At 57.3% G+C, this 24,236-nt stretch carries 22 protein-coding genes; 14 read left to right on the top strand and 8 right to left on the bottom strand.

The genetic code is table 11. The features are described from left to right. Window positions 1-13: 13 nt before the first annotated feature. The 13 genes from gspE (at window position 14) to AB8818_RS06840 (ending at window position 13,546) form a co-directional block, all read left to right on the top strand. Window positions 14-1,492: a type II secretion system ATPase GspE gene (gspE, locus tag AB8818_RS06900; protein ID WP_006809432.1), complete on the top strand. Its 1,479-nt coding sequence runs from the start codon at window positions 14-16 to the stop codon at window positions 1,490-1,492. Then, window positions 1,492-2,700: a type II secretion system inner membrane protein GspF gene (gene gspF / locus AB8818_RS06895; RefSeq protein ID WP_371199856.1), complete on the top strand. Its 1,209-nt coding sequence runs from the start codon at window positions 1,492-1,494 to the stop codon at window positions 2,698-2,700. Before gspE ends, gspF begins: the two co-directional genes overlap by 1 nt. A gap of 3 nt (window positions 2,701-2,703) precedes the next feature. Continuing rightward, window positions 2,704-3,153: a type II secretion system major pseudopilin GspG gene (gspG, locus tag AB8818_RS06890; RefSeq protein ID WP_192982947.1), complete on the top strand. Its 450-nt coding sequence runs from the start codon at window positions 2,704-2,706 to the stop codon at window positions 3,151-3,153. After that, the gene (gspH, locus tag AB8818_RS06885; RefSeq protein WP_116341026.1) at window positions 3,153-3,638 is read left to right on the top strand and encodes a type II secretion system minor pseudopilin GspH; all 486 of its coding nucleotides are present in this window, start codon (window positions 3,153-3,155) and stop codon (window positions 3,636-3,638) included. The genes gspG and gspH overlap by 1 nt, the downstream gene beginning before the upstream one ends. Next, a complete protein-coding gene (gspI, locus tag AB8818_RS06880; protein WP_116341024.1) occupies window positions 3,631-4,011 on the top strand; it encodes a type II secretion system minor pseudopilin GspI in 381 nt (126 codons plus the stop codon). Before gspH ends, gspI begins: the two co-directional genes overlap by 8 nt. After that, window positions 4,008-4,643, top strand: a complete 636-nt coding sequence (gene gspJ, locus AB8818_RS06875) for a type II secretion system minor pseudopilin GspJ (protein ID WP_192982950.1) — start codon at window positions 4,008-4,010, stop codon at window positions 4,641-4,643. Before gspI ends, gspJ begins: the two co-directional genes overlap by 4 nt. Continuing rightward, window positions 4,640-5,650: a type II secretion system minor pseudopilin GspK gene (gene gspK / locus AB8818_RS06870; RefSeq protein ID WP_192982952.1), complete on the top strand. Its 1,011-nt coding sequence runs from the start codon at window positions 4,640-4,642 to the stop codon at window positions 5,648-5,650. The genes gspJ and gspK overlap by 4 nt, the downstream gene beginning before the upstream one ends. Window positions 5,651-5,665: 15 nt before the next feature. Beyond that, on the top strand, window positions 5,666-6,799 hold the full coding sequence (gspL, locus tag AB8818_RS06865; RefSeq protein ID WP_192982954.1) for a type II secretion system protein GspL: 1,134 nt from the start codon (window positions 5,666-5,668) through the stop codon (window positions 6,797-6,799). Then, window positions 6,796-7,281, top strand: coding sequence for a type II secretion system protein GspM (gene gspM / locus AB8818_RS06860; protein WP_192982956.1), 486 nt, complete (start codon window positions 6,796-6,798; stop codon window positions 7,279-7,281). The genes gspL and gspM overlap by 4 nt, the downstream gene beginning before the upstream one ends. Then, a complete protein-coding gene (locus tag AB8818_RS06855) occupies window positions 7,278-8,075 on the top strand; it encodes an A24 family peptidase (RefSeq protein WP_192982958.1) in 798 nt (265 codons plus the stop codon). Before gspM ends, AB8818_RS06855 begins: the two co-directional genes overlap by 4 nt. Window positions 8,076-8,330: 255 nt before the next feature. Next, window positions 8,331-11,045: a glycosyl hydrolase family 18 protein gene (locus AB8818_RS06850; protein WP_163328553.1), complete on the top strand. Its 2,715-nt coding sequence runs from the start codon at window positions 8,331-8,333 to the stop codon at window positions 11,043-11,045. Between the two features lie 108 nt (window positions 11,046-11,153). Beyond that, a complete protein-coding gene (iagB, locus tag AB8818_RS06845) occupies window positions 11,154-11,594 on the top strand; it encodes a type III secretion system invasion protein IagB (RefSeq protein WP_116341012.1) in 441 nt (146 codons plus the stop codon). 131 nt (window positions 11,595-11,725) lie between these two features. Further along, complete coding sequence (locus AB8818_RS06840; RefSeq protein ID WP_192982960.1) at window positions 11,726-13,546, top strand: glycoside hydrolase family 19 protein; 1,821 nt, start codon at window positions 11,726-11,728, stop codon at window positions 13,544-13,546. 115 nt (window positions 13,547-13,661) lie between these two features. On the opposite strand, the gene AB8818_RS06835 is transcribed toward AB8818_RS06840, so the two are convergent. The 4 genes from AB8818_RS06835 to poxB form a co-directional block, all read right to left on the bottom strand. Further along, window positions 13,662-14,675: an NAD(P)-dependent oxidoreductase gene (locus AB8818_RS06835; RefSeq protein ID WP_116341168.1), complete on the bottom strand. Its 1,014-nt coding sequence runs from the start codon at window positions 14,673-14,675 to the stop codon at window positions 13,662-13,664. A gap of 88 nt (window positions 14,676-14,763) precedes the next feature. Then, on the bottom strand, window positions 14,764-16,203 hold the full coding sequence (locus AB8818_RS06830) for an SDR family oxidoreductase (protein ID WP_163328557.1): 1,440 nt from the start codon (window positions 16,201-16,203) through the stop codon (window positions 14,764-14,766). Between the two features lie 10 nt (window positions 16,204-16,213). After that, window positions 16,214-17,215: a low-specificity L-threonine aldolase gene (ltaE, locus tag AB8818_RS06825; RefSeq protein WP_163328559.1), complete on the bottom strand. Its 1,002-nt coding sequence runs from the start codon at window positions 17,213-17,215 to the stop codon at window positions 16,214-16,216. Window positions 17,216-17,253: 38 nt separating this feature from the next. Further along, on the bottom strand, window positions 17,254-18,972 hold the full coding sequence (gene poxB, locus AB8818_RS06820) for a ubiquinone-dependent pyruvate dehydrogenase (protein ID WP_116341004.1): 1,719 nt from the start codon (window positions 18,970-18,972) through the stop codon (window positions 17,254-17,256). 152 nt (window positions 18,973-19,124) lie between these two features. On the opposite strand from poxB, the gene AB8818_RS06815 reads away from it, so the two are divergent. Beyond that, a complete protein-coding gene (locus AB8818_RS06815; RefSeq protein WP_163328561.1) occupies window positions 19,125-19,559 on the top strand; it encodes a DoxX family protein in 435 nt (144 codons plus the stop codon). Between the two features lie 115 nt (window positions 19,560-19,674). Here AB8818_RS06815 and hcr read toward each other — a convergent pair whose 3' ends face one another. From hcr to aqpZ, 4 genes are all read right to left on the bottom strand, one after another. Further along, entirely contained in the window at window positions 19,675-20,643 is a 969-nt protein-coding gene (gene hcr, locus AB8818_RS06810; protein ID WP_192982962.1) for an NADH oxidoreductase, read from the bottom strand. A gap of 10 nt (window positions 20,644-20,653) precedes the next feature. Then, a complete protein-coding gene (gene hcp / locus AB8818_RS06805) occupies window positions 20,654-22,306 on the bottom strand; it encodes a hydroxylamine reductase (protein ID WP_163328565.1) in 1,653 nt (550 codons plus the stop codon). A gap of 144 nt (window positions 22,307-22,450) precedes the next feature. Next, window positions 22,451-23,350, bottom strand: coding sequence for a lysine exporter LysO family protein (locus tag AB8818_RS06800; RefSeq protein ID WP_163328567.1), 900 nt, complete (start codon window positions 23,348-23,350; stop codon window positions 22,451-22,453). A gap of 170 nt (window positions 23,351-23,520) precedes the next feature. Beyond that, the gene (gene aqpZ / locus AB8818_RS06795; protein WP_014831264.1) at window positions 23,521-24,216 is read right to left on the bottom strand and encodes an aquaporin Z; all 696 of its coding nucleotides are present in this window, start codon (window positions 24,214-24,216) and stop codon (window positions 23,521-23,523) included. Window positions 24,217-24,236: the final 20 nt, after the last annotated feature.

Genomic DNA, 24,236 nt, shown 5'->3' with positions numbered 1-24,236 from the left:
GCGGAGGGGCAACGTGGACGAACTGAGTAAAACTCTGTGTAGCAGCAGCTACGCAAAAGATAACGGCGTTTTATTTTATAACAATGACGTCTATATCCGTGATGACACTCCGGCATTTGCACTGCTGGAGGTGCGCCGGGTGCTGGGACGCGCGTTTGTCCCGGTCACCCTGACGCCGGAAGCGTTTGACGAGATGCTGGCCAAAATCTGGCAGCAGAGCAGCGGCGTGTCGCAGCAGCTGGTAGACGACATGGACGCGGACATCGACCTGATGGCGTTAACCGAGGAGATCCCGGACAACGAAGATCTGCTCGATAACGACGAAAACTCGCCGGTGATCCGCCTTATCAACGCCATTCTCGGCGAGGCGGTGAAAGACGGCGCGTCGGATATTCATATCGAAACCTTTGAGCGCACGCTGAGCATTCGCTTCCGCGTCGACGGCGTGCTGCGCCCGGTGCTTCAGCCGGCGCGCAAGCTCGCGCCGCTGCTGGTGTCGCGTATTAAGGTCATGTCGAAGCTGGATATCGCCGAGAAGCGCCTGCCGCAGGATGGCCGTATCTCCCTGCGCATTGGCCGCAAGGCGATTGACGTGCGTGTCTCGACCATTCCGTCCCAGTACGGCGAGCGCGTGGTCATGCGTCTGCTCGATAAAAGCAATCTGAAGCCCGACATCAACAAGCTGGGGCTGATTGATGAAGAGCTGGAGAAGTTAAAGGGGCTGATTGACCGCCCGCACGGCATTATTCTGGTCACCGGGCCGACAGGTTCCGGTAAAAGTACCACCCTGTACGCCATTCTTTCGGCGCTGAACGGTCACGAACGCAACATCCTGACCGTTGAAGACCCGATTGAATACGAGCTGGAAGGGGTGGGGCAGACGCAGGTTAACCCGCGCGTGGACATGACCTTTGCCCGCGGGCTGCGCGCCATTCTGCGTCAGGACCCGGACGTGGTGATGATCGGGGAAATTCGCGACGGTGAAACCGCGCAAATCGCGGTGCAGGCGTCGCTCACCGGTCACCTGGTCATGTCTACGCTGCACACCAACAGCGCCGCAGGGGCGATTACGCGTCTGCGGGATATGGGGCTGGAGTCGTTTTTAATCGGATCATCGTTGCTCGGTGTCATTGCCCAGCGTCTGGTGCGCCGGCTGTGCACGCACTGCCGGACCACCAGTCCGCTGGACGCCAATGAAAAAGCGCTGTTCAGCTTTATGGACGCGCCGCCAAAAGCAATCTACCGCGCGGTGGGCTGTGAACACTGCCGCCAGAGCGGCTATCAGGGCCGTGCCGGTATTCATGAGTTCCTGGTGGTGGACAGCACCATGCGCCGCGCCATTCATGAAGATAAAGACGAAATGTCGATTGAAACGCAGCTTTTTAAGCAGGCCTACAGCCTGCGTGAAAACGGGCTGCTAAAGGTGATTAGCGGCGTGACCTCTCTGGAAGAGGTGATGCGCGTCACCGCCGAGCGTGGGGGGGATGCGTAATGGCCTTCTACGCCTGGACGGCGACGGATGCCGCGGGGAAAACCCAGCGTGGTACGCTGCAGGCCGAGGGGCAAAAGCAGGTTCGCCAGATGCTTCGCGAGCAAAAGCTGATGCCCGTCAGCATCACCGAAACCCGTGAAGCGGCGTCCGCCGGAAAAGCAAAAACCGGGGCAAAGCTCTCAACGCCGGTGCTGTCGATGTTTACCCGCCAGCTTTCCACGTTGGTCAACGCCGCGTTGCCGCTGGAGAGTGCGCTGAAGGCGATCTCTAAGCAGACGGAAGACAAAAAGCTGGCAGCGATGGTGGTGGAGATCCGCGAGAAGGTGGTGGAAGGGCACACGCTGTTTGACGCCTTCAGCCAGTTTCCGCGCACCTTCGACAAGCTCTACTGCACGCTGGTGATGGCCGGTGAAAAGACCGGCCACCTGGGCGACGTGCTGGAGAAGCTGGCGGAGTACAACGAGCAGCGCCAGAAGATGAAGAGCAAGCTGACGCAGGCGATGGTCTACCCGATCACCCTGACCGTGGTGGCCATCGCGGTCATCAGCATTCTGCTGGTGGCGGTGGTGCCGCAGGTGATTGAGCAGTTCACCCACATGAAGCAGCAGCTGCCGAGCACTACCCGCACGCTGATTGCGGTGAGCGATTTCCTGCAGGCGTACGGCATCTATATTGTGGGCATCCTGGGGGGCGGCTTTATCGGCTTTAAAACCTGGCTCAGAAATGTCAAAAACCGCTTTCGCTGGAACAGCTGGCTGGTGAACGGTTCGCCGATTAAAAAGCTGGTGTGCGCCATCAACAGCGCCCGCTATATCCGCACCCTGAGCATTCTGCAGGCCAGCAGCGTGCCGCTGCTGGAGGGGATGTATATCGCGATGGACGGTATCGAAAACCTCTACGCCCGGCAGGTGCTGGAGCAGGCGGCGGATACCGTGCGCCAGGGGGCATCCCTTTACGCGGCGCTTGAACAGGCGAAATTATTCCCGCCGACCATGCTGTATATGATTGCCTCCGGCGAAGAGAGCGGGGAATTAGGTAATTTAATGGACCGCGCGGCGGAAAACCAGGAATCAGCATTACAGCATCGCATTACATTAACGCTGTCGGTATTTGAACCGGCGCTGGTGGTATCCATGGCAACGATTGTTTTATTCATCGTACTGTCAATATTACAACCGCTTCTGCAACTTAATAATATGGTAGGTTAAATCATGGTTTTAAAACGTAAAAACCTGGCGCGCCAGGCGGGCTTCACGTTGCTCGAATTAATGGTGGTGATTGTTATTCTCGGCGTTCTGGCGAGTATGGTAGTGCCAAACTTAATGGGGAATAAAGAGAAAGCGGACGAACAAAAAGCGACCAGCGATATTGTTGCGCTCGAAGGTTCACTGGATATGTATAAGCTGGATAACCACCGCTACCCGACCACTGAGCAGGGCCTGCAGGCGCTGGTGACCAAGCCTGAAATCGCGCCAATTCCGAACGGTTACCGTGCCGATGGCTATATCCGCCGTCTGCCGCAGGACCCGTGGGGTGGAGATTATATTCTGGTTAGCCCGGGCGAGCACGGCGCGGTCGACGTCTTCTCAGCCGGTCCGGACGGTGAAGCGAATACCGCCGATGATATTACGAACTGGTCTCTCGATAAGAAAGAGAAATAATGAATAAACAACGCGGCTTTACGTTGCTGGAAATTATTCTGGCGCTGGTGATATTTGCCAGCTGCGCCATGATGGTAGTGTCAACAATACCTTCACGCAGCGGTGCGGATATATTTGGCCAGCAATTAAAAGCCCTCGTTGATTATGGTTCAGACCGTGCGGTGATGGACGGAAATATCGTCGGGCTGGTGATTACCACCGATAACTATCAGCTGGTGACGCTCGAAGATAAAAATGGCGAACGTCGCTGGGTGCCTTTATCCGCGGGGCGAATTACCACCAAAGGCTATTTCCCGGAGGAGATGCACGTTTCGCTCTCGCCGCAGCGCCTTGCCGCCACGGTAACCTCCGACCCGCAGGTGCTCTTTTTACCGGACGGCGAAATCAGCCGCTTCACGCTGACGCTGCAAAGCTACGACAAACAGCACCATTTCCGCGTGGTGTCGCAAGGCGCGGCCCCGGTATCGGTAGAAAACGATGGCTAACGGCAATAAAAAGCAAAAGGGGATGACGCTGCTGGAGGTAATGGTCGCGCTGGTGATCTTCTCCACCGCCGCGCTGGCTCTGATGAACTCCGTCACCCTGAACGTGCGTTTTACCCACGGTCTGGCCGAAACGCTGCAGGCCAGCTGGGTGGCGGAAAATCAGCTGGCGGAAGCGCAGCTCACGAAAACCGACTTCCCGGACGCTGAGGAGCAGGGGACGGAAATCATGGGCGGACGCAGCTGGAACTGGCGCAAGCAGCGGGTAAAAACCGCCGACAACGTCTGGGCGAACGCGATCCGCGTCTACGCGGAAGGCGACGACAGCCAGCCGGTTATTGCCCTGCACATCATTCCGCCGGGAGAGAGCAAGTGAAAAAAACGCGACGCCAGCGCGGATTTACCCTGCTGGAGATCATGATTGCCCTGACCATCTTCGCGGTGATCAGCACGCTGGCCTGGCAAATTCTGGACGGCGCGATGCGCACCAGTTCGGCGACGGATGCCAGCGCCGCAAAGCTCAACCAGCTGCAGCGGGCCTGGAATCTGATGGAGCGCGATTTTTATCAGCTTCAGGCGCGCGCGCCGCGTAACGAGCCGGAACTGTTTCGTCAGGAGGGCGATGCCCTTGAGCTGACCACCCTGAACGGGGTGAGTGGAACGGTTCAGCTGGAGCACGTGCGCTGGCGGCTGGAAGAGGGGCGTCTGTATCGCGACGTCTGGCCGGTGATTGACGGCCCGGCGGACGTTAAACCCGATGAGGTGCCGATTGTCAGCGAGGTGAAATCCCTGCAGTGGCGTTTTTACCGTCAGGGCTGGCAGAAAAGCTGGAGCGACGCGGCGCATCTGCCGGACGGCGTGGAGCTGACGCTGACCATGGAAAACGGTGACACCTGGCGCTGGGTCTTCACGACCCCGGGCGATATGCCCGAAGCGGATGCGCCCGCCGCTGCGTCTGCGCCGCCACCAGCACCAGCACCAGCACCAGCACCGGAAGCAAAATCATGAGTGCATTACGTAAACAGAAAGGGGTCGCGCTGCTGGTGGTGCTGATCCTGCTGGTCATGATGTCGGCGCTGGCCGCCAAAATCAGCCAGCAGTTCTGCCGCAACCTGCAGAAAACCCATTACCAGGTGAGCCAGCAGCAGCTGCGCTGGGCGATGCAGGCGCAGGAAAAGGTGGTGAAAGACCGCCTGCAGGCCGACGCCAGCGGTGAAAACAAGGCCCTGAACCTTGACGGCGACTGGCATCAGCCGCTGGAAACCCGGGGCGAAGATTACACGGTGGTCAGCCAGGTGGAAGACGCGCAGGACTGCTTTAACGTCAACAACCTGCTGGCCGCAGATAAAATACCGCAGGGGCAAAACGCGCCCGCCGTGCCGGAAAAACCGCGTAACGAGCAGATTGTTGAACAGATCCTGACGGAAAGCGGCATCAGCCACGCTACGGCGGAAGAGGTGTATCAACAGCTAGTGGACTATCTCGATGGTGACGCGACGACGGCCAAAGACGGTGCAGAGAGCGATGCCTGGGCCGGCGTCGTGCCTGCCCGCCAGCCCGCAAACCAGATGATGCGCACCATTGCTGAGATCAAACAGCTGCCCGCGTTCCCGGCAGCGGCATACCCGAAGGTGAGCAAGTTGCTCTGCGCGCTGCCGGACTCTGCCAGCAAAGTGGATGTGAATACCCTGAAACCGGAGCAGGCCGCCTTACTGGCCGCCCTGTTCCCCGGAAAATTAACGGAAGATGACGCCGTTCGCCTGATTGATTCGCGTCCAGAAACCGGCTGGGAAAATATGGAAACCTTCAGCAAGGCGCTGGAGCAGACCTTCCCGCAGTTGAAAGACGATCTCCCGCAGGTGGCTGAGCTTCTCTCCATCAGCAGCCGGTATTTCCGGGTGAACTATACCGGCAATACCGATGAATTAACGCTTCGCGTGGTTAGCCAGCTTCAGGTCAATAACGAAGCCGGTGAGATCGTGACGTGGCAACGTCGTTACCGAATGATTGAATAAGAAAAGTAGATCGCTATGAAACAGGTACTTTTTGTTCGTCCCGATAACCGCGAGGGCGGGAAAATAATGGGGTGTGTCTCCGGCAGCCAGCAGGTTGAGACGCTGGAGAGCCTGGACGCGCTGGCGGACCATCCACTGGCGTCCCGTGTTTGTCTGCTGCTGCCCGCCAGCAGCATGATCTTCCGTCATTTTACGCTGCCGAAAAAAGTCGCCTCTCAGGCGACGGCGTTCTCCTGGATGGCGGAAGAGACGCTGATTGGCGACGTGGATAATCTCCACTGGACGGTGCTGAACAAAAAAGGTGCCGAAGTGGATGCGGTGGCGATAGACGCCGATCTGCTGCGCGGGTGGTTAAACCGCTGTCAGGAGGCGGGGTTAAAGGTGATTCAGGTGCTGCCGGATGCCTGGCTGCTGCCCGTGACGGCTGGCGGAAGTACCCTCGTCTCCCTGGATGACAGCTACTGGCTGCGTTTATCACCGCATATTGCCAGTGAGATGGAAGCGAGCCTGCTGCCGCTTCTGATGCAGAAGGCCGGAGAGGGGGAGGTGTGCTGCTACGGTGAAGCGCCTGCCGGCGTCGCGGTCGACATCGCCCAGCCCTGGCAGCATCCGCTGGTGCTGATCCAGCCCCAGTGGCAAGCCTGCCGCGTCACGCTCCTGCACGGCGAATTCAGCGCGAAAGCGGGCTCGGGGAAAGCCTCGAAGGGCATCAAAGCGGCAATTGCCGCGGCGGGTCTGCTCTCTCTCGGCCTGTTGCTGGGCCCGCGCGTCGCCATGGCCTGGATGCTGGTGCAGCAGGAAAATCAGATTCAGCAGGAGATCCTGCAGGTTTATCAGCACCATTTTCCGAGCATGCGCCAGCAGACCAATATCAAATATCACTTTGGTCAAAACATGAAAAAGCAGAGCAAAGGGGTGTTTCTGCAGCTGGAAGATCTGGAGAAAGCCAGGCAGGCCGTGCCCGCGCTGGAGATCACGCTGCTCGAATACGATACTCAGCAAAACACGCTGACGCTGAGCGCCAGTTCGCAAAGCCAATCCGCGTTGCAGACGTTTGTAAACCAGGCGGGGGAATATTTTGATTTCACCTTACAGCCTGTTTCGACCTCTGCTCCTTATACCGCCATGATCGCAGGGAAATATAAATGAAAGAGCGAATCACGCAGCTTAAGTCTCGTTACCAGAATTACAGTGCCAGGGAAAAAATTATTCTGAAAATATGTGCCGTCGCGATAGTGGGGGCAGTTATTTATTACGCGGGAATGGTTCCGCTGGATAATATGATTCAGAACAGTAAGGCCACGCTGAGCAGACAAAAAGAGACGCTGAACTGGATGCGCAGTGAAATAGATAAAAACCATCTTCAGGTCCAGATTGTCAAAACGGATAATCCGCGCACGGTGGTGGAGAACAGCGCCCAGGAAATTCATCTGCCTCTGACAGACGTGCGTCAGGATGGGCAAACCTTATCGTTCGTGGTCAGTCGCGTAAATGTCTATGAATTAAAGAGCTGGCTGCGGGAAATAAACCAGACCTCCGGCGTCAGGCTGCAGAAAATGAACCTCACGCCGGTCGACCACCTCAGCGATGTGAAAGCGGAAGTCCAGCTCACCTGGAGCAAAAAGGCATGAACACGTTCGCGCTGATGCGGGACGTATACCCGGTGGGGTTCCCGGTAATGAGTGCGATCTTCGGCAGTATTATCGGGAGCTTTCTTGGGGTGGTTGCCGAACGCGTGCCGGGCATGGTGATGCAGGAGGAGGGGGGCGGTAATCTGCTCTTTCCGGCCTCGCACTGCCCGGTGTGCCAGCACAGCCTGACCGCCTGGGAGAATATCCCGCTGGTCAGCTGGCTTATGTTACGCGGGCGCTGCTGCCAGTGCAGAACGGCTATCCCCTTGCGGCTATTTTTAATCGAACTTTTTTCCGCACTGTTTTGCGGCATCACCGCCTGGTGTATGCCAGACATCCTGTCCCTTTTCGCCCTGTGGCTGCTGGCCGCTTTTTTGCTGCCCCTGGCAATGATTGACTGGCGGCATCAGCTCCTGCCGGATTGTCTGACGCAGCCTCTGCTGTGGGCAGGATTATTGTTCCATGCGTTTGACCACCAGATGCCGCTGCGCGATGCGCTGTTCGGTGCGGTCGCGGGCTATCTCTCCCTCTGGCTGCTCTACTGGGCATTCCGTCTGATTACCGGGCGGGAAGGGCTGGGATATGGCGATTTTAAACTGCTGGCGGCCCTGGGCGCCTGGTGCGGCTGGCAGGCGCTGCCTTCAATTGAACTCGCGGCAGCGTTGAGCGGTATTGTGGGTTATTTCACATTAAATAATTTAAATAAAAATAACCTCACTATTTCTTTCGGACCGTATCTCTCATTTGCTGGAATAGTGGTGTTTATTGGACAGCAGTTTGCTTTCATATTTTAAATATACAGGTCAAGTTTTTTTATAAATTTTTTTGACGGTGGAAGAGAAGGACGCCTCTTTGCGCTCAGTGTATCGTAAAGGATATAAGCTACACGGAATTTGGGCTTGTATCTTTTTATGGAGGAATACAACGCAGCAAAACGTTTTTGGTCACGGTTTTCAGGTTGGTTAAATACGCATTACGCGAAGAGATCCCATGCTCTCAAGGAAGACATGGATTATTAACGTTACGAATAAATTTATCAGGAAATAAAAATGAAATTTATGAAGCCTAAATATCTGGCGCTCTTTATTGCGGCGGCAACCAGCTCCGCATTTGCAGCGGCACCAGGCGCACCGACGATCGGCTATGGCAATGACAAATTTGCCCTGGTGGAAATCGATCAGACCGCTCAGGATTATAACAATCTGGTCAAAGTGCATAACGATGGCGTGGATGTAAAAGTGGAGTGGAACGTCTGGAGTGGCGATGCGCCAACCTCAGCTAAAGTTCTGCTGGACGGACAGACCGTATGGACCGGTGCAGGCGGCGCGACAGGCTCTGCAACGTTCAAGGTGAAGAAGGGCGGACGCTATCAGGAACAGGTTGAAGTCTGTAACACCAGCGGCTGTGCGAAAAGCGCCAGCAAGCTGATTATCGTTGCGGATACCGACGGTAGCCACCTGCTGCCGCTGAATGCGCCACTGCAGGAGAACAACAAAGCCTTTGCGAAACACACTGACAAAGTGGTTGCCGCCTACTTCCCGGAATGGGGCGTTTACGATCGTAACTTCCCGGTAGATAAAATTCCTGCGGCTAACCTCAACCACATTCTGTACGGCTTCATTCCAATCTGTGGCGGTGACGGTATCAACGACGGCCTGAAAACCATCGAAGGCGGCAACAGCTTCCGCGTGCTTCAGAACGACTGTAAAGGCCGTCCTGACTTCACCGTGGCGATCCACGACCCATGGGCTGCGATTCAAAAATCTCAGGCTGGCGTTTCCAACTGGGATGACCCGTACAAAGGTAACTTTGGCCAGCTGATGGCGCTGAAAAAAGCGCATCCGGACCTGAAAGTGCTGCCATCCATCGGTGGCTGGACGCTCTCCGATCCGTTCTTCCACATGGGCGACCCGGCAATCCGTGCCCGCTTCGTCTCCTCTGTTAAAGAGTTCCTGCAGACCTGGAAATTCTTTGACGGTGTGGATATTGACTGGGAATTCCCTGGCGGCGGCGGTGTGAGCGAAACGCTGGGCAACCCGCAGCAGGATAAAGCGACCTATACCGCGCTGATGCATGACCTGCGCACCATGCTGAACGAGCTGTCTGCTCAGACTGGCCGTACCTATGAACTGACCAGCGCCATCGGTGCCGGCCGCGATAAGATTGAAGACGTGGATTACACTGCGGCTCAGCAGTACCTCGACCACATCTTCCTGATGAGCTACGACTTCTACGGCGGCTGGAGCAACACCGTTCTGGGCCACCAGGCTGCACTGCGTGCGCCAGCATGGCGTCCTGACACCGATTACACCACTGAAAACGGCGTAAATGCGCTGCTTTCCCAGGGTGTACAGCCAGGCAAGATCGTGGTGGGTGCGGGCATGTATGGCCGTGGCTGGACCGGCGTGCATGGCTACACCGGTAACAATCCGTTCACCGGTACCGCAACCGGTATGGTGAAAGGCACCTGGGAACCAGGCGTGGTTGACTATCGTCAGATCGTCAACGAATACAAAGGCAAACCGGGCTGGGAATACGGCTACGATGCTGACGCGGAAGCGCCTTACATCTTTAACAAAACCACCGGCGATCTGATCACGTATGAAGATGCGCGCTCAACGACGGCGAAAGGTAAGTATGTTCTGGCGAATAAACTGGGCGGTCTGTTTGCATGGTCTATCGACTCTGATACCGGCGACATTCTGAACGCGATGAACGAAAGCCTGCTGGGCGGTGATTCTACTCCGGTTAACCCGGTCGTCACTAACCACGCGCCAATCGCGTCATCAGCGGATCAGAACGTATCTGGCCCGGCAACCGTCACGCTTGATGGTTCTGCTTCCAGCGATCCGGACGGCGATGCGATCACCTACAAATGGACCCAGGTTTCTGGCCCATCTGTAACCATCGCTAACAGCACCAAAGCGAAAGCAACCTTCAACGTTGCAGCAGCGACCACCGACCAGACCATGACGTTCCGCCTGACGGTAACGGATGCAAAAGGTCTGAGCAACGCGATTGATGTGCAGGTTGTGAACAAAGCGCCGAAAGCGAACCAGGCACCCGTTGTCAACCAGATGGAAGCGGTAACGCTGCAGGCAGGGGAAACCTATTCTCTGCATGCACAGGCTGCGGATCCAGACGGTGATGCGCTGACCTACGTCTGGAGCGTTCCAGCGGACATGCACGCTACCGGTACTGATACCGCTAACGTGAGCATCACTGCGCCAGACGTTGCTTCTACATCGACTTACACCCTGAGCGTGGTTGTCGGCGATGGTAAAACCAGCGTGCAGTCTAACGTGCAGGTGACTGTGAATCCGAAACCGGCTGACGTAACGCCACCGGCTGATGAGGTGACCCCACCAGCTGACGACGTGACCCCTCCGGCTGATGACGTGACTCCGCCATCTGACGAGGGCACGGCAACCGGCAGCTGCGACGCGCCTGTTGATGCTAACGCCAGCAAGTATGCCGCGTGGGATGCCAGCAAAATCTACAACAATGGCGATACCGTCAGCTTCGACCATCTGGTGTGGAAAGCGAAGTACTGGACGCAGGGCAACCAGCCTGGCTTCGGTGTGGACGCATGGGAACTGGTCAGCGACGTGAAGATGAACTGGCGTTCTGACCTGGTCTACAACGGCGGTGATACCACCACCTACGAGGGCAACGTTTACCGTGCCAAATGGTGGACCCATGGTGATAACCCGGCTAACAGCGATGTATGGGTGAAAGAAGGTCCTTCAACAGACTGCAAATAATCTGGCCCGATAAACACTCACCATCCCCGTGAGGGATGGTGAGTGATTCAAAATTCATTTTACAGGATGTTGCTAAGGAGAAATCACTGACGCTTACAGCAGGTAAAAATGAAAAAGGTAATATTGTTGTTATTGATAATAAGCCAAAGCGCACTGGCAAATTGTTGGGACAGAGCAGCGCACTATTATCATGTCGATCCGTATTTATTGTATGCCATAGCCAATGTTGAATCCGGTATGAATCCGTATGCGGTTGGGCAAAATCATGACGGCACGCGTGATGTCGGGCTGATGCAAATTAACAGTACACATTTTACGGAGCTGGAAAGCAGAGGCATTGACGAATATCGGCTGATGACCGAACCCTGTACCTCCATCATGGTCGGCGCCTCCATCCTTTCAGGGATGATCAAGGTGTACGGCTATAACTGGGAAGCGGTAGGCGCCTATAACGCCGGTTTAAAAAAAGAGAATTATCCGCAGCGAATGAAGTATGCGCATAAGGTCTGGAAAAAATATCAACAGTTGAAATTAGCGGCGCAATATTAAGGTTTTTTATTTTTGAAGAATTCCCGAGGGTGTTCTTCGAAAAGCGAAAACAGCTGTCTGTGGTTTATTTATTAACGGATTAATACATAAGCCGGGATTTAACTTTAACTTCAATTAACAGGAATACTGAAATGAATAAAAGGACGTTACTGAGTGTACTCGTTGCCGGCGCATGCGTAGCACCGTTTATGGCGCAGGCTGCCTCGCTGCAGGCGACCACCAGTGAACCATACACCATGAAAGCCAGCGATCTGGCGAAGAAAGAGAAGGAATTGACGGATTTCCCGCTGATGGCCTCCGTTAAAGAGACCATCAAGACTCTGGACAACGCTCAGGTTGAACTGATTGAACCAGGCCGCGCGGCGAACCCGGAAAACGTGAAGCGCGTGGAAGGGATTGTGAAAGCCAGCGACTGGGAATACCTGTTCCCGCTGCGTGCTCAGGCATACACCTACAGCAACTTCCTGAAAGCGGTAGGTAAATTCCCGGCGCTGTGTAAGACCTACAACGACGGCCGTGACAGCGACGCGATCTGCCGCAAAGAGCTGGCAACCATGTTTGCTCACTTTGCCCAGGAGACCGGCGGTCACGAAAGCTGGCGTCCGGAAGCCGAATGGCGTCAGGCGCTGGTGCACGTGCGTGAAATGGGCTGGAGCGAAGGCCAGAAGGGCGGCTATAACGGCGAATGTAACCCGGACGTCTGGCAGGGCCAGACCTGGCCGTGCGGTAAAGACAAAGACGGCGACTTCCTGAGCTACTTCGGTCGCGGTGCGAAGCAGCTGTCCTACAACTACAACTACGGTCCATTCTCTGAAGCGATGTACGGCGACGTACGTACGCTGCTCGACAAACCTGAGCTGGTGGCGGACACCTGGCTGAACCTGGCGAGTGCAATCTTCTTCTTCGCCTATCCACAGCCGCCAAAACCAAGCATGCTGCAGGTTATCGACGGCACGTGGCAGCCGAACGATCACGATAAAGCCAACGGTCTGGTCCCTGGCTTCGGCGTGACCACCCAGATCATCAACGGCGGCGTAGAGTGCGGCGGCCCGACTGAAATTGCCCAGTCGCAGAACCGTATCAAGTACTACAAAGAGTTCGCGAACTATCTGAAAGTGCCCGTTCCGGCCAATGAAGTGCTGGGCTGCGCCAACATGAAGCAGTTCGACGAATACGGTGCCGGTGCCCTGAAGATTTACTGGGAACAGGACTGGGGATGGAGCGCTGATACGCCGGACGGTAAGACCTACTCTTGCCAGCTGGTGGGCTACCAGACGCCGTTCAGCGCCTTTAAAGACGGTGACTACACCAAGTGCGTGCAGAAGTTCTATAACGTCAATATCGTAAACGATGACGGCTCTGCCGTAACGCCGGACGAAACCCCGGTAACGCCAACGCCTTCCGAAGATGAAACGCCGGCACCGGCACCAGCGCCGACGCCGGATGAAACCCCGGCAGAGCCTGTAGTGGCAAACCATGCACCGGTTGCGCATATTGCGGGTCCAATCGGGGCTGTTGACGCGGGCGCACAGGTCTCTCTGAGCGCCGAAGGTTCTACCGATGCCGACGGCAATAAGCTGACCTATACCTGGCGCTCCCAGGACGGCCAGACCGTGACCGGCGAAGACAAAGCGGTAGTGACCTTCACTGCACCTGAGTCTGCAACGGCGCAGCAGATTGAAGTGAGCCTGACCGTCAGCGACGGCGAGCTGAGCAGCACCACAACGTACCTGTTGAACGTGAAAGCGAAAGCGTCAACGCCATCTGAAGACGGTTCGTCTTACGCGGCGTGGAGCGCGAACAGCAAGTACAACGCAGGTGATATCGTGAACAACCACGGTAAACTGTTCCAGTGCAAACCGTTCCCGTACAGCGGCTGGTGTAACAGCGCCCCGGCATACTATGAACCAGGCGCAGGTCTGGCATGGGCTGATGCCTGGACGGCTCTGTAAAAGCGAAACGGCAACCGAAAGGTTGCCGTTTTAGTATTTGCACTTTCCCCTCACCCTAACCCTCTCCCCGGAGGGGCGAGGGGACGGTACGGTGCTGTTGCAGGCGGGCAAAACGCTAGCGATGAAGCTTCCCGTGATCCCGTAACCATGCCGCCGTGCGCATAATGCCTTCATCCAGCGTCACTATCGGCTTATACCCCAGCTCGTTCTCCGCCCGCGAAATATCCAGCGTAAAATCAAAGTTGAGCTTCGATACCCCATAGTGCGTCAGCGCAGGCTCTTTGGCGGATTTACTGCCAAAACGTTCCATGCTGCGGGCGATCATGTCCAGCATCGGGTAGGGCACGGAACGGATACGGCAGTCGATCTGCAGTTCATCAATCAGCCGCTGCACAATACTGCGCAGCGTACAGGGTTCGCCGTTGGTGATGTTATACGCGCGCCCGGAAATCAGTTTGTCGCAGTCTGGCTGGCTCGCCAGCCACATGGCGTGGACGGCATTTTCGTAATAGGTCATATCCACCAGCGCATCGCCGCCGCGCGGCAGCAGCACGCTGCCGTAGTGGTGCATCATCTGCGCCAGACGCGGAATAAACACCTTGTCGTGCGGCCCGAACAGGCTCTGCGGGCGCAGGACCGTAAAACGGGTGTGCGGGTTTGACTGGGCCAGCAGGTCGATCACCTCTTCGCTGGCCGCTTTACTGCGGGCAAACTCACAGGCAAAGCGAGCAGGACGGAAATCCTCCTGCACGTCGCGATGGTGGTGATAGTCGAAATAGAGCGACGGAGAGGAGATATGAATAAAGTTACGCACGCCCCAGGCGACGGCCCATTCGCCCAGACGACGCGTGGCGCGCACGTTGGCGAGATCGAAGGCTTCCTGGGTTCCCCACGGGGAGGTAAAACTGGAGCAGTGCCACAGCGTGTCGATACCGGCGAGCATCACCTTCGCCTGCGAGGAGACCAGCTCCGTCAGGTCGGCATGGACGAACTCCGCGCCCATTTTTTGCAGCAGTTTACCCATCGCTTCGTTGCGACCGGTGGCCCTGACGCTGATGCCCTTGTTGCGCAGAAATTCGACCGCATTTCGGCCTAAGCCGCTGGTCGCCCCGGTAACCAGTACCTTCATATCAATCCACTGTGTTGAAAAGAATTTCGTGCGCATTCTTTCGTGAATTACGATGTGTTGCAATGGGAAAGGTGAAAGAAAGAGGGTTTTATTGAGTTATTTTCGTCTTTTGTTCTGCCAGTTGCGCAATGCGTTTCGCCATCCCTCTGAAGATAAACAGGTGCGCGGGGATCATCAGTAGCCAATAGAACAGACCCGGCATCCCGTGCGGGTGCCACCAGGCGCGAACGTCCAGTTCCCGGTAGTCGCCTTTGTCCCTGAGCGTAAAGCAGAGCCGCCCCAGGCCCGGGGCCTTCATGCCAAACAGCAGCGCCAGCTGTTTTTCCGGTTCGACGATGATGACTTTCCAGCTGTCGACCGTGTCGCCCACGTTGAGATATGGGGCGGCAGGGCGACCTTTCGCCAGACGATGGCCTACCAGCAGATCCAGCGCGCCGCGCGTTTGCCAGAGGATATTGCCGAAGAAATAGCGCTCTTTGCCGCCGATCTGGTTCACTACCTCCCACAGCGCGTGGAGGCTGGCAGAGGTTTTTACCGTGCAGCCTGCCTGCTTCGGGTAATAGCCGTATTCAGGCCGCCAGCGGGCAAAGGCCTGGGCGTCGTAACCCCAGTCGCTGGAGTTCACCAGCTTCTCTTCTTCCTTCAGCGTATGGCGCACCGCGTCGTCAAAGCGGATCAATTCCTGGGGGATCAACGCGCGCAGCGCGCGATCGTCCGCCAGCAGATCGTGCTTCAGCCCCTGGATCAGCGCCTTCGCGGTCGTCGGGGGAACCGAGGTGATCACATTCAAAAACCACACTGATATCCAGCGGGTCGGGAAGGGGATGGGGATAAGCCAGCGGCGGCGTCCGCTGACGCGCATGAAATGTTCGAACTGCTCCTGATAGCTCAGCACCTCCGGGCCAGCGGCTTCCAGCACGCGGTGTTGCTCTGTCGGGTGATCCAGCAGGGCCACCAGATAATGCAGCAGGTTCTCCAGCGCAATCGGCGTGGTGCGCGAACGCACCCAGCGCGGCGGCGTGAGCACCGGCAGGTTGTAGACCATGTCGCGCATCACCTCGAAGGCGGCGGAACCCGCGCCGACGATGATCCCGGCGCGCAGCTCGGTGACGGGAATATTCGCCCCGCGCAGCGTGTCGGCCGTCAGCTGGCGGGCGCGCAGGTGATCGGACTGCTCGTGTTCGGGCACCTGAAGCGAGCTTAAAAAAATCACCTGCTTCACCGACGTTTGCAGCAGGGCATCGCGGACGTTCATCGCCACCTGCCGCTCGTGGGCGATGAAATCGCCGCCTTCGCCCATACTGTGAACCAGGTAGTAAAGCGTGTCGACCCCTTCCAGCAGCGCGGGAAGCTCCTTCGGCCAGTTGAGATCGACGTTGTGACAGGTCACGCCTGGCAAAGTGAGTTTTTGCAGACGCTCGGTGTTGCGTGCCGCTGCCCGCACCTGATGCCCCTGCTGGCTTAACGCAGAGGTGAGATGCTGACCAATATATCCGCTGGCGCCAAGCACCAGAATGCGTTGCGGCACGTGATGCTCCTTAGCGCTGTAAAAACGCCTGCCAGTGTTTCACCACGTCCGCCAGCTGTTCGCGGCTCGCGTCGAGATGCATCACCAGACGCACGATCGGGGAGGCGTTGATCAGCACGCCACGCGCTTTCATAAATTCGCCCAGCGCAGCAGCGTGCTCTTCGCCCACGCGAACGAACAGCATGTTGGTGTCGTGACGCATCACGTCTGCGCCGATCTCGCGCAACTGCGTCGCCATCCACGCGGCGTTGTCGTGATCGTCCTTAAGGCGGGCGACGTTATTTTTCAACGCGTACAGCCCCGCGGCCGCCAGAATGCCGGCCTGACGCATGCCGCCGCCGGTCATTTTACGCCAGCGGTTGGCGCGCTTGATGTAGTCCGCATTGCCGACCAGCAGGGAGCCCACCGGCGTACCCAGACCTTTAGAAAGGCAAATGGTGAACGAGTCGCAATATTGCGTTATCTCTTTCAGTTCGCAGCTGTACTCCACCACGGCGTTGAAGATACGCGCGCCGTCAACGTGCAGGCCGAGCCCTCGCTCGCGGGTAAATTCCCACGCCGCTTTCAGGTACTCGCGCGGCAGGACTTTGCCGTTGTGGGTGTTTTCGAGGCTGAGCAGCCTGGTGCGGGCGAAGTGAATATCGTCGGCTTTGATTTTCGCCGCCACCTTGTCGAGCGGCAGGGAGCCGTCCGGTGCGGCGTCAATCGGCTGCGGCTGAATGCTGCCGAGCACGGCAGCACCGCCGGCTTCGTAGAGATAGTTATGCGCGCCCTGGCCGACGATATACTCTTCACCGCGCTCGCAGTGGCTGAGCAGCGCCACCAGGTTCGCCTGCGTGCCGGTTGGCAGGAACAGGGCGGCCTCCTTGCCGCTCAGCTCTGCCGCATAGCGCTGCAGTTCGTTGACCGTCGGGTCATCGCCGTAGACGTCATCCCCGACCGGGGCGGCCATCATCTCTTCTAGCATGGCGCGGCTCGGGCGGGTAACGGTATCACTACGCAAATCAATCATTTCACATCCCTTTAGTTTAAGAGGTCATGCGAAATGTTTTACCTGAGCCAGTTGGTTTTTGCCAGTTCGATCACTTCGTCACCGCGCCCGCTGATGATGGCGCGCAGCATGTAGAGGCTAAAACCTTTGGCCTGCTCCAGCTTGATCTGCGGCGGGATGGCCAGCTCTTCTTTGGCGACGACGACATCTACCAGTACCGGGCCGTCAATAGAGAAAGCGCGCTGCAGGGCTTCATCCACCTCGGAGGCTTTCTCTACCCGAATACCGGTGATGCCGCAGGCTTCGGCGATGCGCGCGAAGTTGGTGTCGTGCAGCTCGGTGCCGTCCGTGAGATAGCCTCCGGCCTTCATCTCCATCGCCACGAAGCCCAGCACGCTGTTGTTAAAGACCACGATTTTCAGCGGGAGCTTCATCTGCACCACCGACAGGAAATCCCCCATCAGCATGCTGAACCCGCCGTCACCGCACATCGCCACCACCTGGCGCTCCGGCGCCGTCGCTTTTGCGCCCAGCGCCTGCGGCATGGCGTTTGCCATCGAGCCGTGGTTGAACGAGCCGAGCAGTCGGCGTCTGCCGTTCATCTTCAGATAGCGTGCCGCCCAGACGGTTGGCGTGCCGACGTCGCAGGTAAAAATGGCGTCGTCGTCCGCAAAATGGCTGATCTGCTGCGCCAGATACTGCGGGTGAATGGCTTTGTCGCTCGGTTTGGCGAGGTCGTCCAGCCCCTTGCGCGCGTCGCGATAATCGCTCAGGGCTTTATCGAGGAACTTGCGATCGGTTTTCTCTTCGAGAAGCGGCAGCAGGGCGGCAAGGGTGGATTTGATATCGCCCACCAGCGCCATATCGACCTTACTGTGCGCGCCGATGCTGGCCGGGTTGATATCAATCTGAATAATTTTGGCATCCGTCGGGTAGAAGGCACGGTACGGGAACTGGGTGCCGAGCAGAATGAGCGTGTCGGCGTTCATCATGGTGTGGAAGCCGCTGGAGAAACCGATAAGCCCGGTCATGCCCACATCAAAGGGGTTGTCGTATTCCACGTGCTCTTTGCCGCGCAGGGCGTGGACGATCGGCGCTTTGAGCTTACCGGCGAACTCAAGTAATTCTTTATGCGCGCCCGCGCAGCCGCTGCCGCACATCAGGGCGATATTGCTGGAGTAACGGAGCAGCTGCGCCAGCTTTTTCAGCTCTTCTTCGGCAGGCGTTACCACGGGCTGTGGGGCGTGATACCAGTGGGTGCTGGCCCCTTCCGGCGCGGCCTTGAGCGCCACGTCGCCGGGGATAACGACAACTGACACACCACGGTTCAGCACGGCCTTGCGCATGGCGATCGCCAGCACCTGCGGGATCTGCTCCGGGGATGAAACCAGCTCGCAATAGTGGCTGCATTCACGGAACAGCTCCTGCGGATGCGTCTCCTGAAAATAGCCACTGCCGATTTCGGAAGAGGGGATATGGGCGGCAATCGCCAGCACCGGCACGTGGTTACGGTGGCAGTCGAACAGGCCGTTGATCAGATGCAGGTTGCCCGGCCCGCACGAGCCCGCACACACGGCCAGCTCTCCGGTGAGCTGCGCTTCGGCACCCGCGGCGAAGGCGGCGACCTCTTCATGGCGGGTGGGCATCCACTCGATGGTCTTCATCTTGTTGAGGCTGTCGCTAAGCCCGTTCAGGGAATCGCCGGTTACGCCCCAGATACGTTTTACACCTGCCTGTTCAAGGGTCTTCGCTATGTATGCAGCCACGGTTTGTTTCATGGTTGTCCGTCTCCTTTTTGTGATATCGCTTACAAGCTTAGAAGAAAGTCACTTTATTGCCTGCTCTATACCCCTCAATTAAAGGTGGTTTTCCTGTGCAATTATTCAGCATAATCTGGTCATCACTTGGATGGAAACAGGAATCATTTCAAATGGTTAAATCATTGTTAATTGCTGTTAATGAAAAGCTGTCGTGCGACGATTTTGGCAAACTCTTGTTACGACTTACCGTCGGCGGGCTGATGCTGTTTCACGGTTTGCACAAGCTATTGGGCGGTGTGGGGTTCATCAGCGGCATGCTGGTGGAAAAAGGGTTGCCGGGGTTTATCGCTTACGGCGTGTTGGTTGGTGAAGTGGTGGCACCGATACTGATTATTGTCGGCCTCTTTACGCGCCCGGCCGCGCTGGTGCTGGCGTTTACGATGATTGTGGCGTGGCTGATGGTGGGAATGGATGAGACATTCGCGCTCGATAAGGTCGGTGCATGGGCGATTGAAAGCCTGGTGTACTTCTTTATTGGCTCGCTGGCGGTGGCGTTTTTAGGGGCAGGGCGGTTTGCGCTGGGGAAAGGTCCGGCGTGGCGGTGAAAGCAACAAAAGCCCGGTGGCGCTAACGCTTACCGGGCCTGCGAAGAGCCAGCACGTACAAAGTAGGCCAGGTAAACGCAGTGCCACCCGGCAAAAATGGTGGCACCGCATCACATTACGCCAGCACCAGATCGCCCTGCGGGTGGCATGAACATGCCAGCACGTAACCCTCGGCAATCTCCGCGTCGGACAGCGTCATGGTGCTGGTGACGGTGTACTCCCCGGAAACCACTTTCGTCTTACAGCAGCCGCACACGCCCGCCCGGCAGGCCGCTGCTACCGGCACCTTGTTGCTTTCCAGCGCTTCCAGCAGCGTGGTGCCCACGCGGCCAAAGAAGGTCTGCGCGGGCTGCAGCTTGGTGAACTGAATCCCGCTGCTTGCCGCTTCCGCCACCGGCGTGAAGAACTGCTCTTTAAAGAAACGGGTTACGCCGAGCGCTTTCACCTCTTTCTCCACGATATCCATGTACGGCGCCGGGCCGCAGGTCATTACGGTACGGTTCGCAATGTCCGGCACGCTTTGCAGCAGCTCACGGCTCAGGCGGCCGGGCACAAAGCCGTGCGTCGCGTTATGTTCCGCCACCAGCGTCACCGGATAATCACGCCACTCCTCGGCGAAAATGACGTCTTCCGGAGAGCGCACGCTGAAGATTGTCTGCACGTCGGCCTGCGGGCGGTTCTTCGCCAGCCAGCGGCGCATCGACATAATCGGCGTTACGCCGCAGCCCGCCGCCAGCAGCAGGAATTTATCGTCTGCCTTGTCGTCACAGGTGAATTCCCCCTGGGCGTCGGACAGCCAGATGTAATCTCCGCGCTTCACGTCACGGGTCAGCCACTGAGAGCCGGCACCGTCATCAATGCGGCGGACGGTGAGCGTAATGTACTCGCTCACGCCCGGCGTGGAGGAGATCGTGTAGGCGCGCAGGGTGTCCGCCGAATGGCGGACGCTGACCAGCGCATACTGGCCTGCACGGTACGGATAGTAGTCGTGACAGAGCAGCGAAAGCGTCCACACATCCGGCGTCTCCTGATGGATGTGATGAACCTGCATCCGCCACGGACATTGTGAGGTTGGCATGGTCATGAATAGCTCCTTACGCGCTCAGCAGTTGCTTCATATCATCTTCAACGTTGGTGACTGAACGCAGACCGAATTTCTCGTTCAGCACGGCCAGCAGGTCCGGCGTCAGGAAGCCTGGCGCGGTCGGGCCGGTCACGATGTTGGTCACGCCCAGAGAGAGCAGGGTGAGCAGGATGACAATCGCTTTCTGCTCAAACCAGGAGAGCACCAGGGAGAGCGGCAGATCGTTGACGCCGCAGCCCAGTTTTTCCGCCAGCGTGACCGCCAGAATAATGGCCGAGTAGGCATCGTTACACTGGCCCGCATCGATCAGGCGCGGCAGACCTTCGATGTCGCCGAAGTCCAGCTTGTTGAAACGGTATTTACCGCACGCCAGGGTCAGGATCAGGCAGTCTTCCGGCACGCGGGTGGCGAAATCGGTGAAGTAGTTACGTTCGCCGCGCGCGCCGTCACATCCGCCGACGAGGAAGATGTGGCGCAGCTTTTCACGGCTGACGAGATCGATCAGCGAGTCAGCGGCGCCGAGAAGCGTCTCGCGACCGAAGCCGACGGTGATCAGGTGCGGAATTTCGCTGTACGGGAAGCCCGCCATCTGCTGCGCCTGGGCGATAACCGGACCGAAATCGTCGCCTTCGAGGTGGCTCACGCCCGGCCAGCCGACGATGCTGCGGGTCCAGATGCGGTCGTCATACGCGCCTACGGTAGGGTCGATGATGCAGTTAGAGGTCATCACGATAGGGCCCGGGAAACGGGCAAACTCCACCTGCTGGTTCTGCCAGCCGCTGCCGTAGTTACCGATCAGATGCCTGAATTTACGCAGCTCCGGGTAGCCGTGCGCCGGCAGCATTTCGCCGTGGGTATAGACGTTAACACCGGTGTCTTCGGTCTGCTTCAGCAGGTTGTAGAGATCTTTCAGATCATGACCGGAAATCAGGATGCACTTGCCTTCGGTCGCTTTCACGTTGACCTGCGTCGGCGTCGGGTGGCCGTAGGTGCTGGTTTCACCGGCGTCCAGAATGCTCATCACGCGGAAGTTCATCTGGCCGATTTCCATTGAGCACTCAAGCAGGGCGTTCATATCGGCAGGCCAGGTACCCAGCCACGCCATGATCTTGTGGTACTGGGCGTAGATGTCATTGTCGTACTGACCGAGCACGTGCGCGTGCTCCATATAGGCCGCAGCGCCTTTCAGGCCGTACAGGCACAGCAGGCGCAGGCCGAGAATATTCTCGCCAATCGCCGCTTTGTCTTTATTCGGGGTGAAGTCTGCCGCCTGGCGCTGGAGGTCGCCCAGGTCGTCGCTCACCAGCTGAAGCTCTGACATAGGATTGTCCACATGAGCGTTAGCATCCACCTTCAGGCACTGCGCCTTCAGCGCTTCGCGCAGGGCAATCGCTTCACGGGCATAGCCGACAATGCGCGGAGAGTCGAAGTTAACGTTGGTCAGCGTGGAGAAGAAGGCGCGCGGAGCGAAGCTGTCAACGTAATGGTCGACGATGCCGTATTCGCGGGCTTTGAACGCCCATGCGGAAAGGCCTTGCAGGGCAGCAATCAGCAGGTCCTGCAGGTCTGATGTTTCTGCGGTTTTGCCGCACATACCCTGTGCGTAAGAGCAGCCATTGCCTGCCGGGGTACGGATGGTTTGTTCACATTGCACACAAAACATAATCACACCTGTTAAAGTTATATTTGATATACATGTTTAAGGTTATGCCTGTGCCTGAACGGTGAAAAGGGCTTTCTGCTACAAAATAGGGGGAGATTGATTTAGCGCAATTTTGGCGGCAGGAAACCTACCGCCAAAGAAGTATCAGGCGGAGAAGAAGGCCATCATAACCGGAACCAGCAGACTTAAAATAAAGCCGTGTACGATGGCGGCGGGCACCATCTCCAGCCCGCCTGAACGCTGAAGGACCGGCAGGGTAAAGTCCATCGACGTCGCGCCGCACAAGCCCAGCGCCGTTGAGCGGCTGCGGCGAACCAGACCCGGGATCAGCATGATGGCAATCAGCTCTCGCGCCAGATCGTTAAAGAAGGCGGCGCTGCCGATGACCGGGCCGAAGGATTCGGTCAGCAGAATACCGGAGAGGGAGTACCAGCCGAACCCGGAGGCCATCGCCAGGCCGGTCTTCAGAGGCAGATCGAGAATAAAGGCATTAATGACGCCCGCCACCATTGAGCTGGCGACAACCATAACGGCAACGATCATTCCCCGACGGTTCAGGACGATCTGTTTCAGCGTCATGCCGTTATTTCGCAACTGAATGCCAATCAGGAACAGCAGGAAGATCAGGGTATATTCGCTGGCCTCTGTTGCGTGCTGTAAAAATGTCCATCCGGTAAGGCCCAGAAGAAATCCGAGCACCACGACGCCGCAGAGCTTTAATGATTCCAGCGCCATTGCAATTCGGGAGGGCAGCTTTTCCTGGTGGTGATTATTTTTCCATGGAATAGTGCGTTCCAGCCACATCAGGGCGGCAATATTGCACAGCAAAATAACCACCACGGTGACCGCAGAATAATGCAGGATGGAAAGTAAATTCGTCGCCAGATTATCCAGGAAGGCCAGGCTGATCCCCATAAAGAACAGAATGACGTAAACAATCCAGCTGAGAAAACGGTTGATAAGCTTTAAGGCCGATTCATGACGCAGCGGAATAAGATAGCCCGCAATCAGGGGCAGCAGAATAATGAGGAGTCCTGAAAACATGAACAGCCGGTCCTTTTGAGTATTCGTTAAGCGCCAGAGACACTACCCAATAAAGGCTATTCAGTAAAGCGGCAAAAGAAAGCCGGGTGGCGGCTGCGCCTTACCCGGCTTGTATGTGCGGCCTGTTGCCCTCACCCCGGCCCTCTCCCATGGGGAGAGGGAGGGATAGATTAATCGCGTTTTTCCAGCAGGGTGCGATACAGCACGCCGCCCAGGATACCGCCGACGATCGGCATCACCCAGAACAGCCACAGCTGCTCAAGCGCCCAGCCGCCCTGGAAAATGGCCACCGCGGTGCTGCGCGCCGGGTTAACAGAGGTGTTGGTGACCGGAATAGAAATCAGGTGGATAAGCGTCAACGCCAGACCGATGGCAATAGGCGCAAAACCTGCTGGCGCATATTTGTCGGTTGCGCCGTGGATCACCAGCAGGAAGCCTGCGGTCAGCACAATTTCAATGACGATGGCAGACAGCATGGAATAACCGCCCGGAGAGTGTTCGCCGAAGCCGTTAGAGGCGAAGCCGCTGGCCGCTGCGTCAAAGCCCGCTTTACCGCTGGCAATGACGTACAGAACGCCCGCCGCAATAATACCGCCAACCACCTGCGCCACGATGTAGCCAATAACCTCTTTCGCCGGGAAACGGCCGCCCGCCCATAAACCTAATGTCACCGCCGGGTTAAAATGACCGCCGGAAATATGCCCTACGGCAAACGCCATGGTTAATACGGTTAAACCAAACGCCAGCGCGACGCCGACAAAACCAATGCCTAATTCCGGGAATGCTGCTGCCAGAACGGCACTACCGCAGCCACCAAATACCAGCCAGAATGTACCAAAGCACTCTGCTGCCAATTTTCTAAACATAACCACCTCAAAATTATTTT

It is taken from the genome of Enterobacter sp. KB-280D8, assembly GCF_041399405.1.
GTDB lineage: Bacteria > Pseudomonadota > Gammaproteobacteria > Enterobacterales > Enterobacteriaceae > Enterobacter > Enterobacter cloacae_N.
This window is presented reverse-complemented; position numbering and strand designations above follow the sequence as displayed.

Coding starts and splice junctions, on each gene's coding strand:
- AB8818_RS06855 (WP_192982958.1), top strand. CDS start 7,278: ATGAACACGTTCGCGCTGATGCGGGACGTATACCCGGTGGGGTTCCCG.
- AB8818_RS06850 (WP_163328553.1), top strand. CDS start 8,331: ATGAAATTTATGAAGCCTAAATATCTGGCGCTCTTTATTGCGGCGGCA.
- gspM (WP_192982956.1), top strand. CDS start 6,796: ATGAAAGAGCGAATCACGCAGCTTAAGTCTCGTTACCAGAATTACAGT.
- aqpZ (WP_014831264.1), bottom strand. CDS start 24,216: ATGTTTAGAAAATTGGCAGCAGAGTGCTTTGGTACATTCTGGCTGGTA.
- AB8818_RS06835 (WP_116341168.1), bottom strand. CDS start 14,675: ATGAAGGTACTGGTTACCGGGGCGACCAGCGGCTTAGGCCGAAATGCG.
- gspK (WP_192982952.1), top strand. CDS start 4,640: ATGAGTGCATTACGTAAACAGAAAGGGGTCGCGCTGCTGGTGGTGCTG.
- AB8818_RS06800 (WP_163328567.1), bottom strand. CDS start 23,350: ATGTTTTCAGGACTCCTCATTATTCTGCTGCCCCTGATTGCGGGCTAT.
- hcp (WP_163328565.1), bottom strand. CDS start 22,306: ATGTTTTGTGTGCAATGTGAACAAACCATCCGTACCCCGGCAGGCAAT.
- gspI (WP_116341024.1), top strand. CDS start 3,631: ATGGCTAACGGCAATAAAAAGCAAAAGGGGATGACGCTGCTGGAGGTA.
- hcr (WP_192982962.1), bottom strand. CDS start 20,643: ATGACCATGCCAACCTCACAATGTCCGTGGCGGATGCAGGTTCATCAC.
- gspG (WP_192982947.1), top strand. CDS start 2,704: ATGGTTTTAAAACGTAAAAACCTGGCGCGCCAGGCGGGCTTCACGTTG.
- ltaE (WP_163328559.1), bottom strand. CDS start 17,215: ATGATTGATTTGCGTAGTGATACCGTTACCCGCCCGAGCCGCGCCATG.
- poxB (WP_116341004.1), bottom strand. CDS start 18,972: ATGAAACAAACCGTGGCTGCATACATAGCGAAGACCCTTGAACAGGCA.
- gspH (WP_116341026.1), top strand. CDS start 3,153: ATGAATAAACAACGCGGCTTTACGTTGCTGGAAATTATTCTGGCGCTG.
- AB8818_RS06840 (WP_192982960.1), top strand. CDS start 11,726: ATGAATAAAAGGACGTTACTGAGTGTACTCGTTGCCGGCGCATGCGTA.
- AB8818_RS06815 (WP_163328561.1), top strand. CDS start 19,125: ATGGTTAAATCATTGTTAATTGCTGTTAATGAAAAGCTGTCGTGCGAC.
- gspF (WP_371199856.1), top strand. CDS start 1,492: ATGGCCTTCTACGCCTGGACGGCGACGGATGCCGCGGGGAAAACCCAG.
- gspL (WP_192982954.1), top strand. CDS start 5,666: ATGAAACAGGTACTTTTTGTTCGTCCCGATAACCGCGAGGGCGGGAAA.
- iagB (WP_116341012.1), top strand. CDS start 11,154: ATGAAAAAGGTAATATTGTTGTTATTGATAATAAGCCAAAGCGCACTG.